We start from the raw sequence: 9,926 nt of genomic DNA on the forward strand, positions 1-9,926 counted from the left end.
CGCCGGCGGCGTGGTGGCCGCGCTCACCAGCAAGGGCATCAAGGGCATCCCGGTGTCGGGCCAGGACGGCGACTTCGCCGCGCTGAATCGCGTGGCCGCCGGCTCGCAGACGGTGTCGGTCTGGAAGGACGCGCGTGACCTGGGCCGTGAAGCGGCCAGCGCCGCGGTGGCGCTCGGCGGCGGCAAGTCGCCCGAGAAGGCCGTCAGCTGGAACGGCGGCGAGAAGAAGATCGCGCTGCAATCGCGCTTCCTCGCGCCGGTGGCGATCACGCGCGACAACCTCGATGTCGTCGTGAAGGCCGGCTGGATCAAGAAGGACGAGCTGTGCAAGGGCGTGACGGGCGACAAGGTGCCCTCGGCCTGCAAGTGAGTCCACTGATCGAGCAGTTGCGCCGCGCCGCCGTCGACTGGCGGCTGGTGCTGATGGGGCTGGTGCTCGCCGTGATGTCGCTGGTGTTCCACGCGATGTCCGGCGGCATCTTCCTGTCGCCGGAGAACCTCTACAACATCGCGCAGCAGACGGCGGTGGTCGGCATCGTCTCGACGGTGATGGTGCTGGTGATCGTCGCCCGCCACATCGACCTGTCGGTCGGCTCGACGATGGGCTTCGTCGGCGTGCTGATCGCCTACCTGCAGTACACCGCGGGCTGGTCGTGGCAGGCCGCGTGCCTGGCCGGCCTGGCGGTCGCGCTGCTGGTGTCGGTGTACCAGGGCGGGCTGACGGCGGTGCTCGGCGTGCCGTCGTTCGTCGTGACGCTGGGCGGGCTGATGTCGTTCCGCGGCGCGGCCTTCCTGGTCGCCGACGGCAAGACCCAGCCGGTCAGCGACGATTTCTTCGTCAACCTCGGCGGTGGTTATGACGGCGCGATCGGCGTCGGACCGAGCTGGGTGCTGGGCGCGCTGCTCGGCGCGGCGCTGGTCGTGCGCATGCTGCTGCGCCGACGCGCCAGGCAGCGCCACGGCATGGCCCGGCAGCCGCTGTGGGTCGACGCGCTGCTGGTCGGGCTGACGATCGCGCTGCTGCTCGGCTTCGTCGCCGTGATGTCGGCGTACCGGATCTCGTCGAAGACCGAGGCGCAGGGCATCCCGGTGCCGGTGCTGATCTGGGGCGTGGTGGCCGCCGGGCTGTCGTTCATCGTGCACCGCACCCGCTTCGGCCGCTATGTGTTCGCGATGGGCGGCAACCCCGATGCGGCGGCGCTGGTCGGCATCCCGGTGCGGCGCGTCACGCTGATGCTGTTCGCGCTGCTGGGCGTGCTGATCACGGTGGCGGCGATCGTCTCGGTGGCGCGCCTGAACGCCGGCACCAACTCGCTGGGCAGCGGCATGGAGCTCTACGTGATCGCCGCCGCGGTGATCGGCGGCACCGCCTTGTCCGGCGGCAGCGGCTCGATCCTCGGCTCGGTGCTGGGGGCGCTGATCATGCAGTCGCTCGACAGCGGCATGCTGCTGCTCGACGTGCCGATCGGCAAGCGCATGGTGATCATCGGGCAGGTGCTGATCGTGGCCGTCGTGTTCGACGTGCTGTACCGCCGCTACGTGCAGGAAAGCTGATGGAACCCCTCGTCGAACTGGTCGACATCCACAAGGCCTTCGGCGGCGTGCGCGCCGTCGAGGGCGTCAACCTGAACCTCTTTCCCGGCGAGGTGGTCGCTCTGCTCGGCCACAACGGCGCCGGCAAGTCGACGCTGATGAAGATGCTGGCCGGCGCCTACCCGATCGACAGCGGCGAGACCCGCATCGGCGGGCAGAAGGTGCACATCCGCACGCCGGCCGAGGCGCAGTCGCACGGCATCGAGACGATCTACCAGACGCTCGCGCTGGCCGACAACCTCGACTCGGTCGCCAACCTGTTCCTCGGCCGCGAGAAGCTCACACCGTGGCGCACGCTGGACGACCACTTCATGGAGGTGCAGGCGCGGCAGGTCTTCCAGCGCCTCAACAAGAACTTCACCAACATCCGCACGCCGGTGCGCCGGCTGTCGGGCGGGCAGCGCCAGGTGGTCGCGATCTCGCGGGCCATCTACTTCAACGCGCGCATCCTGGTGATGGACGAGCCCTGCGCGGCGCTCGGCCCGGAGGAGACGCGCATGGTCGGCAACCTGGTGCGCCAGCTGAAGTCCGAAGGCGTCGGCATCTTCCTGATCAGCCACGACATGCCCGACGTGTTCGAGCTCAGCGACCGGCTCGCGGTGATGAAGAACGGCAAGCTGGTCGGCACCTACCGCACCGCCGACGTGACCGAGGACGAGGTGCTCGGCATGATCATCCTCGGCAAGCAGCCGGTGGGCAAAACGCAGGCATTTGCGCCGGTTTGACAGCCCGCCCCGCCGCTTGCTGCGGTGCGGGATGCTACATTTCGGGGGTTTGCCCTAGGGCCCGCGCGGGCCGATGCCTTCCGGCTCGCCCGCGGCTGTAACCACCCTGAAACCCATCCCGATCGCTGTCCTGATGGCCTTGCCCACCGCCGCGCCCGAGCGTCAGCTCAAGCATCGACGCAGCATCGACGTGCGCGTCTATGCGCGCGGCAACGGCCTGTGGGAGGTCGACGCCCACCTCGGCGACATCAAGACCCGCGACGCCACGCTGGGTGGCCAGGTGCRCCACGCCGGCGACCCGATCCACGACATGCTGCTGCGCCTGGTGATCGACGAGGCGTTCAACATCGTCGAGGCCGGCTCCGAGACCCGCTGGATGCCGTACCCCGGCCACTGCGACGACCTCGGCGATGCCTATGGCGCGCTGGTCGGCCTGAACCTGATGCAGGGCTTCCGCGCCGCGGTGCGCCAGCGCCTCGGCGGCGTGCTGGGCTGCACCCATCTGACGGAAATGACCCAGGTGCTGCCGACCGCCGTCGTGCAGGCCTTCGCCGGCGAGGTGCTGGACACGCGGGAGGACAATGCGTCCGGCCGCCAGCCGTTCCAGCTCGACCGCTGCCACGCACTGCGCACCGACGGCCCGGTGGTGCGCACCTTCTACCCCCGCTGGTACCGAGCGTTGCCTGTGCCAGGCACCCCCATCGACGGGCCTGCCCGTTGAATATCTTCAGAAACTGAGCGAGAGAGTCCGCGATGAAAATCCATGAGTACCAAGGCAAGGAAATCCTGCGCCAGGCCGGTGTCCCGGTCCCGAAGGGCTACCCGGCATTCAGCGTGCTGGAAGCCACCGAGGCGGCCCAGAAGCTGGGCGGCCCGGTCTGGGTCGTGAAGGCGCAGATCCATGCCGGCGGTCGCGGCAAGGGCGGCGGCGTGAAGCTCGCGCGCTCGCTCGACGACGTGAAGAAGCTGTCGGGCGAGATCCTCGGCATGCAGCTGAAGACCCACCAGACCGGCCCCGAAGGCCAGAAGGTGCGCCGCCTGCTGATCGAGGAAGGTGCCGACATCAAGAAGGAGTACTACGTTGCCGCCGTCACCGACCGCGCGACGCAGAAGGTCGCGATGATGGCCAGCAGCGAAGGCGGCATGGACATCGAAGAGGTGGCCCACAGCACCCCCGAGAAGATCCTGAAGGTCTTCATCGACCCGCTGACCGGCATGACCGACACGCAGGGCTACGAGCTCGCCAAGGGCATCGGCGTGCCCGAGGCCTCGCAGGCGCAGGCCGTCGACGTCTTCAAGAAGCTGTACGGCTGCTACATGAGCACCGATGCCTCGCTGGCCGAGATCAACCCGCTGATCCTCGAAGGCAACGGCAGCATCAAGGCGCTCGACGCGAAGTTCAACTTCGACTCGAACGCGCTGTTCCGCCACCCCGAGATCACCGCCTACCGCGACCTCGACGAAGAGGATCCGGCCGAGATCGAGGCCAGCAAGTTCGACCTCGCGTACATCCAGCTCGACGGCAACATCGGCTGCCTGGTGAACGGCGCGGGCCTCGCGATGGCGACGATGGACACCATCAAGCTGTTCGGCGGCGAGCCGGCCAACTTCCTGGACGTGGGCGGCGGCGCCACCGCCGAGAAGGTCACCGAGGCCTTCAAGATCATGCTGAAGAACCCCAAGGTGAAGGCGATCCTCGTCAACATCTTCGGCGGCATCATGCGCTGCGACACCATCGCCGAAGGCGTGATCGCCGCGTGCAAGGCGGTCAACCTGTCGGTGCCGCTGGTCGTGCGCATGAAGGGCACGAACGAAGACCTCGGCAAGAAGATGCTGGCCGACAGCGGCCTGCCCATCATCAGCGCCGACTCGATGGCCGAAGCGGCCCAGAAGGTCATGGGCGCCCTGAAGGCCCCCCTGAAGGCCTGAGCCTCCGCGCGACGACCCTCCAAGGAAAAATTCCATGAGCATCCTGATCAACAAAGACACCAAGGTCATCACGCAGGGCATCACCGGCAAGACGGGCCAGTTCCACACCCGCATGTGCCGCGACTACGCGAACGGCAAGAACTGCTTCGTCGCCGGCGTGAACCCGAAGAAGGCCGGTGAAGATTTCGAAGGCATCCCGATCTTCGCGAACGTGCGTGACGCGGCCGCCAGCACCRGCGCCACCGTCAGCGTGATCTACGTGCCGCCGGCCGGTGCCGCGGCCGCCATCTGGGAGGCCGTCGAGGCCGACCTGGATCTCGCCATCTGCATCACCGAAGGCATTCCCGTGAAGGACATGCTGGAAGTGCGCAACAGGATGAAGCAGAAGGAAGCCAAGGGCGGCAAGCAGACGCTGCTGCTCGGCCCGAACTGCCCCGGCCTGATCACGCCGGACGAGATCAAGATCGGCATCATGCCGGGCCACATCCACCGCAAGGGCCGCATCGGCGTGGTCTCGCGCTCGGGCACGCTGACGTATGAAGCGGTCGCGCAGCTCACCGAGATCGGCCTTGGCCAGTCGAGCGCGGTCGGCATCGGCGGCGACCCGATCAACGGGCTCAAGCACATCGACGTGATGCGCATGTTCAACGACGATCCCGAGACCGATGCCGTCATCATGATCGGCGAGATCGGCGGCCCGGACGAGGCGGATGCCGCCCGCTGGTGCAAGGACCACATGAAGAAGCCGATCGTCGGCTTCATCGCCGGCGTCACCGCGCCCCCCGGCAAGCGCATGGGCCATGCCGGCGCGCTGATCTCGGGCGGCGCCGACACGGCCGATGCCAAGCTGGAGATCATGGAGGCCTGCGGCTTCACCGTGACGCGCAACCCGTCGGAGATGGGCAAGCTGCTGAAGGGCCTGCTCTGAGCACGCTCGCCTAGTCGCCCGAGAAGGGGCCGCCTGCGAAGGCGGCCTTTTTTTTGAGGGGGACGCCTGGCCGCTGTGGAAACTACAGAAGCCGGGCGCCCGTTGGCTGAAAGACAATCCGGCCTTTCCCAGGCACACACAACAACCAGGAGGATCCAAACCCATGGACTTCACGTCAGGAGCCCTGTGGGGCGCCTTCGGCGCCATCATCGCCGCCAACATCCTGCTGTCGGGCGACAACGCCGTGGTCATCGCGATGGCCGCCCGTTCGTTGCCGCATGAGCAGCAGAAGAAGGCCATCTTCTGGGGCAGCGCCGCCGCGATCGTGATGCGGATCGTGCTGACCATCGTCGCGGTGCAGCTGCTGCAGCTGCCCTACCTGAAGGTGATCGGCGGCGTGCTGCTGCTGTGGATCGGCGTGCAATTGCTGGTCGACTCGGAAGACGACGGCGAGGTCAAGTCGCACGGCACGATGGGCGCGGCGATCCGCACCATCCTGGTCGCCGACCTGGTGATGAGCGTCGACAACGTGCTGGCCGTGGCCGGCGCCGCCGACCGGGCGCCCGAGGGCGCGCGGCTGCCGCTGCTGATCGTCGGCCTGGCGCTGTCGATCCCGCTGATCATCGCCGGCAGCACGCTGCTGATGAAGATCATGGACCGCTTCCCGATCATCATCACGCTGGGTGCGGCGCTGCTGGGCTTCCTGGCGGGCGAGATGTTCGTCAGCGACCCGTTGACCCGCGACTGGTTCCACGCCAACGTGCCGGAGGCCGACTTCATCGTCGGCGGCGTGTGCGCGGTGCTGGTGGTCGTGATCGGCCTGTGGCTGCAGAAGCGCGGCGCGGCGGCGAAGGCGCACGCGAAGGAATGAGCGTGTGATATGGTGCCCGCTCCATCATTTCCACGGTGCGGGCCATCGCCTTGGGGCAAGCAAGGAGCGTCATTCACTGCTGGTTTCGACGGAGCGCCGGCCTGAGCCTGGCAGGGCTTGCGGCCGCGCCTGCGCTGGCCCGTCCCGGCGCCGATGCGCTGCTCAGCGGCGGCCTCATTCCTCCTGAGCCCTCGTTCAATGCGGCGGCGACGCTCGTCGTCGTCGCGCTGCTGCTGGCCGCCGGGCTGGCGCATGTGCTGCTGGTGTTGCCGCGCCTGGAGACCGGTCGCGGCCGCCTCGTGAGCGGCGTGCTGGGCGCAGCGCAGATCCTGATCGCCTGGGGCCTGCTGCCTGCCGCCATCTGGGTGCCGTGGCTGCTGCCGCTGGCCGCGCTGGTCGCCGGGCACCTGGGATTCGAGCGCGGGCTGGCGGGGCGCCGGGTGGTGGCGCCCGAACCCCCCGGACTGCCCGCCCTCGATCTCGCGGCTACCCTGCCGCGCGCCGGTGCCGAAGGCAGCATGCTCGGCCGCTACCGCGTCGAACGCGAACTCGGCCGCGGCGCGATGGGTGCCGTCTACCTCGGCCGCGACAGCAAGATCGGCCGCATGGTCGCGATCAAGACGATGGCGCTGAGCCAGGAGTTCGAGGGCGACGAGCTGGACGAGGCGCGGCGCCGCTTCTTCCGCGAGGCCGAGACGGCAGGGCGCCTGCAGCACCCCGACATCGTGACGATCTTCGACGCGGGCGAGGACCAGGAGCTGGCCTACATCGCGATGGAATACCTGAAGGGCGAGGACCTGCAGCGCCACAGCCAGCCCGGCCGGCTGCTGCCGGTGCCGCAGGTGCTGCGCATCGTCGCGCGCGTCGCCGAGGCGCTGGCCTATGCGCACAGCCAGGGCGTGGTGCACCGCGACATCAAGCCGGCCAACGTGATGGTCGACCTGGCGCGCGACCTGGTGAAGGTCACCGATTTCGGCATCGCGCGGATCTCCGATTCGAGCCGCACCCGCACCGGCATGGTCCTCGGCACGCCGTCGTTCATGTCGCCCGAGCAGATGGCCGGCCTGCGCGTGGACGGGCGCAGCGATCTCTACTCGCTCGGCGTGATGCTGTTCCAGCTGCTCACCGGCCTGCTGCCGCACCGCTCGGAATCGATGGCCACGCTGATGCACCAGATCGCCAACGAGCCGGCGCCCGACGTGCGCAGCTTGCGCCCCGAGCTGCCGGAAATGCTGGCCGACGTGGTCACGCTCGCGGTCGAGAAGCGGCCCGAGGTGCGCTATGCCGACGGCCGGCAGATGGCCTCCGACCTGCGGCAGATCGCCTCGCTGATGGACGCCGCGGCGCTGGCGCCGCCGCCCGCCGTAGGATCGCCACCCCCCGATTCCAGCGGATTCACGGCGACCGTGAAGTTCGATCGCGCCGATCCAAGGCACAATTCCTGACCCCCTCGGTTTGAAGGTTCGATGACTCTGCCCGTGTCCGCCACCGCCATGTCGCTTGAATTCTTCAGTGCCACGGACACCGGCCGAGCGCGCAACAACAACGAGGATTCGGTCGCCGTCCACGAGGCTTCGGCGCTGGTCGTGCTGGCCGATGGCATGGGTGGCTACAACGCCGGCGAGGTCGCCAGCGGCATGGCCACCTCGTTCATCAAGACCGAACTGGGCCGCTGGCTGCAAGAGGCCTCGGGCAACGCGTCCGACACCGACGTGCGCCGTGCGATGGACATCTGCGTCGACAACGCGAACCGGGCGATCTTCAACGCCGCCAATTCCAACCCGCAGTACGCCGGCATGGGCACCACGCTGGTGGTCGGCGCGTTCCGCGAYGGCCGGCTGCTGATGGGTCACGTCGGCGATTCGCGCGGCTACCGCTTCCGTGCCGGCAGATTGCAACAGATCACGCACGACCATTCGCTGCTGCAGGAGCAGATCGATTCCGGGCTGATCACGCCGGAACAGGCTGCTTTCTCCGCCAACAAGAACCTCGTGACACGCGCGGTCGGCGTCGAAGACACCGTGTTGCTGGAGACCCACCTGCACGACCTGATGCCGGGCGACATCTACTTACTCTGCTCCGACGGGCTGTCTGACATGCTGGACGATGAAAGCATCGGCCAGGTGTTGCAGGCGCACGACTCGCTCGACGAGGCGGGTGCGGCGCTGATTGACGCAGCCAATGATGCGGGTGGAAAGGATAATATTGCGGTGGTCCTGGTTCGGGTACGGGGCCAGAGCATCGCGCCACGGTCCTGGTGGCCGTTCAGGCGTTGAGGCGCCAGCACATTGCACGGGGCCCGCGTTCGGTGCCCAGACATACAAGAGAGACTAGAGGTCAAGCATGGGCAAGTTGGTCGTATCGCTCGACGGGGTCGTGATCAAGGAAGTGCAGATCACCAAGGACAAGACGACCCTTGGCCGGCGGCCCTACAACGACATCGTGATCGACAACCTGGCCGTCAGCGGCGAGCACGCGGTGCTGCAGATGGTCGGCTCCGATGTGTTCATCGAAGACCTGAACAGCACCAACGGCACCTACATCAACGGCAAGGCCGTCAAGAAGCAGCTGCTGGCGCACAACGACACCGTCGAGATCGGCAAGTACAAGATCAAGTACCTGGTCGAGGACGGCACCGACTACGAGAAGACGATGATCATGAAGCCCGGCGCTGCGCCGGTGCCTTCGGCCCAGGGCTTTGCGCAGACGCTGGCGCCGGCCTCGGGCTTCGGCGGGCTCGCCGCGTCGTCGAACCCGGCCACCATCAAGGTGCTGAACGGGGCGGCGGCGGGCCGCGAGGTCGCGCTCACCAAGGTGGTCACCACCGTCGGCAAGCCCGGCGTGCAGGTCGCGTCCATCACCAAGCGCCCCGGCGGCTATGTGTTCGCCCACGTCGAAGGCGCCACGCGCCCGACGATCAACGGCAACCCGCTGGCCAGCGACACGCTGCCGCTGAAGAACGGTGACGTGATCGAACTCGCCGGCACGCAGATGCAGTTCGTGCAGGCCTGACGGGCTCGGCACCCGACGAGATTTTCTGTAGCCCGGCCGGCGTGAAGCAATTCACGTCGATCCCGAATGCCGGGTGTCGAGGTGTTCAAGGCGGGCCGAATCGCGGCTTCGCACCTTGCATCACCGGGCGGTCGCGGTCAGCATTCAGCGTTCTGTCCTGCTGGCGTGCGCGTGCCGCGCGCCTCCTGCCACCGCCATGAAAATCCGCGTCCTCGGGTGCTCCGGGGCCATTGCCGCAGGCAGCCGGACCACCGCCTTCCTGGTCGATCACGATGTGCTCGTCGATGCGGGCACCGGCGTGGGCGACCTGTCGCTCGATGAGCTGGCGCAGATCGACCACATCCTGATCAGCCACTCGCACCTCGACCACATCCTGTCGATCGGGCTGCTGGCCGACAGCGTGATGCGCCGGCGCATGGCCGCAGGCCGGCCGCCGATCCAGGTGCATGCGCTGCCGCAGACACTCGAGGCGCTGCGCCAGCACATCTTCAATGGCGTGATCTGGCCCGACTTCACGCGGCTGCCCAGCCGTGAGCAGCCGGTGCTGCAGCTGCGCCCGTTCGAGGTCGGCCAGCAATTGATGYTCGGCGGCAAGACATTCGAGGTGCTGAGCGCGGCGCACACGGTGCCGGCGGTCGGCTTCGGGTTGAAGGGCGCCGACGGCTGGTGGATCTACACCGGCGACACCGGGCCCAATCCGCTGCTGTGGGAGCGGCTGTCTGAAATGACGGTGGCGCACCTGGTGATCGAAACCGCGTTCAGCGACGACGAGCGCCAGCTGGCGCGCATCAGCCGGCACCTGTGCCCGGCGGCGCTGGGCCACGAACTCGGATCGCTGAAGGGCAGCGTCAATGTGCACATCACGCAC

General features: G+C 67.9%; 10 protein-coding genes and 1 pseudogene. All 11 read left to right on the top strand.

The genetic code is table 11. From position 1 onward, the window contains the following. Positions 1-370, top strand: a pseudogene (locus tag AC1D01_RS10015) (D-xylose ABC transporter substrate-binding protein); the annotation flags it as partial. 53 nt (positions 371-423) lie between these two features. Further along, a complete protein-coding gene (locus AC1D01_RS10020) occupies positions 424-1,554 on the top strand; it encodes a sugar ABC transporter permease (RefSeq protein WP_477865899.1) in 1,131 nt (376 codons plus the stop codon). Continuing rightward, positions 1,554-2,318 carry an ATP-binding cassette domain-containing protein gene (locus AC1D01_RS10025; protein WP_477865892.1) on the top strand — a complete coding sequence of 255 codons (765 nt, stop codon included), beginning with the start codon at positions 1,554-1,556 and terminating at the stop codon, positions 2,316-2,318. The genes AC1D01_RS10020 and AC1D01_RS10025 overlap by 1 nt, the downstream gene beginning before the upstream one ends. A gap of 133 nt (positions 2,319-2,451) precedes the next feature. Beyond that, positions 2,452-3,039, top strand: coding sequence for a DUF2889 domain-containing protein (locus AC1D01_RS10030; RefSeq protein WP_477865893.1), 588 nt, complete (start codon positions 2,452-2,454; stop codon positions 3,037-3,039). Between the two features lie 32 nt (positions 3,040-3,071). Further along, positions 3,072-4,247 (top strand): ADP-forming succinate--CoA ligase subunit beta, encoded by a 1,176-nt coding sequence (gene sucC / locus AC1D01_RS10035; protein WP_477865894.1) that lies wholly within the window; start codon positions 3,072-3,074, stop codon positions 4,245-4,247. A 34-nt stretch (positions 4,248-4,281) separates the two neighbouring features. Further along, positions 4,282-5,175 (top strand): succinate--CoA ligase subunit alpha, encoded by an 894-nt coding sequence (sucD, locus tag AC1D01_RS10040; protein ID WP_477865895.1) that lies wholly within the window; start codon positions 4,282-4,284, stop codon positions 5,173-5,175. 163 nt (positions 5,176-5,338) lie between these two features. Continuing rightward, positions 5,339-6,046 carry a TerC family protein gene (locus tag AC1D01_RS10045; protein ID WP_477865896.1) on the top strand — a complete coding sequence of 236 codons (708 nt, stop codon included), beginning with the start codon at positions 5,339-5,341 and terminating at the stop codon, positions 6,044-6,046. Positions 6,047-6,081: 35 nt separating this feature from the next. Then, on the top strand, positions 6,082-7,491 hold the full coding sequence (locus AC1D01_RS10050) for a serine/threonine-protein kinase (RefSeq protein WP_477865897.1): 1,410 nt from the start codon (positions 6,082-6,084) through the stop codon (positions 7,489-7,491). Positions 7,492-7,539: 48 nt separating this feature from the next. Beyond that, positions 7,540-8,322, top strand: coding sequence for a Stp1/IreP family PP2C-type Ser/Thr phosphatase (locus tag AC1D01_RS10055; RefSeq protein ID WP_047501166.1), 783 nt, complete (start codon positions 7,540-7,542; stop codon positions 8,320-8,322). Between the two features lie 67 nt (positions 8,323-8,389). Beyond that, the gene (locus tag AC1D01_RS10060; protein ID WP_047501168.1) at positions 8,390-9,058 is read left to right on the top strand and encodes an FHA domain-containing protein; all 669 of its coding nucleotides are present in this window, start codon (positions 8,390-8,392) and stop codon (positions 9,056-9,058) included. A gap of 196 nt (positions 9,059-9,254) precedes the next feature. Next, a partial coding sequence (locus tag AC1D01_RS10065; protein WP_477865898.1) for an MBL fold metallo-hydrolase occupies positions 9,255-9,926 on the top strand: 672 nt, incomplete at its 3' end.

Source organism: Rhizobacter sp. P3_B12, assembly GCF_056402895.1.

Excerpts from the sequence above, each read along its gene's own strand:
- AC1D01_RS10020 (WP_477865899.1), top strand. The coding sequence starts at position 424 with ATGGGGCTGGTGCTCGCCGTGATGTCGCTGGTGTTCCACGCGATGTCC.
- AC1D01_RS10025 (WP_477865892.1), top strand. The coding sequence starts at position 1,554 with ATGGAACCCCTCGTCGAACTGGTCGACATCCACAAGGCCTTCGGCGGC.
- sucC (WP_477865894.1), top strand. The coding sequence starts at position 3,072 with ATGAAAATCCATGAGTACCAAGGCAAGGAAATCCTGCGCCAGGCCGGT.
- AC1D01_RS10045 (WP_477865896.1), top strand. The coding sequence starts at position 5,339 with ATGGACTTCACGTCAGGAGCCCTGTGGGGCGCCTTCGGCGCCATCATC.
- AC1D01_RS10060 (WP_047501168.1), top strand. The coding sequence starts at position 8,390 with ATGGGCAAGTTGGTCGTATCGCTCGACGGGGTCGTGATCAAGGAAGTG.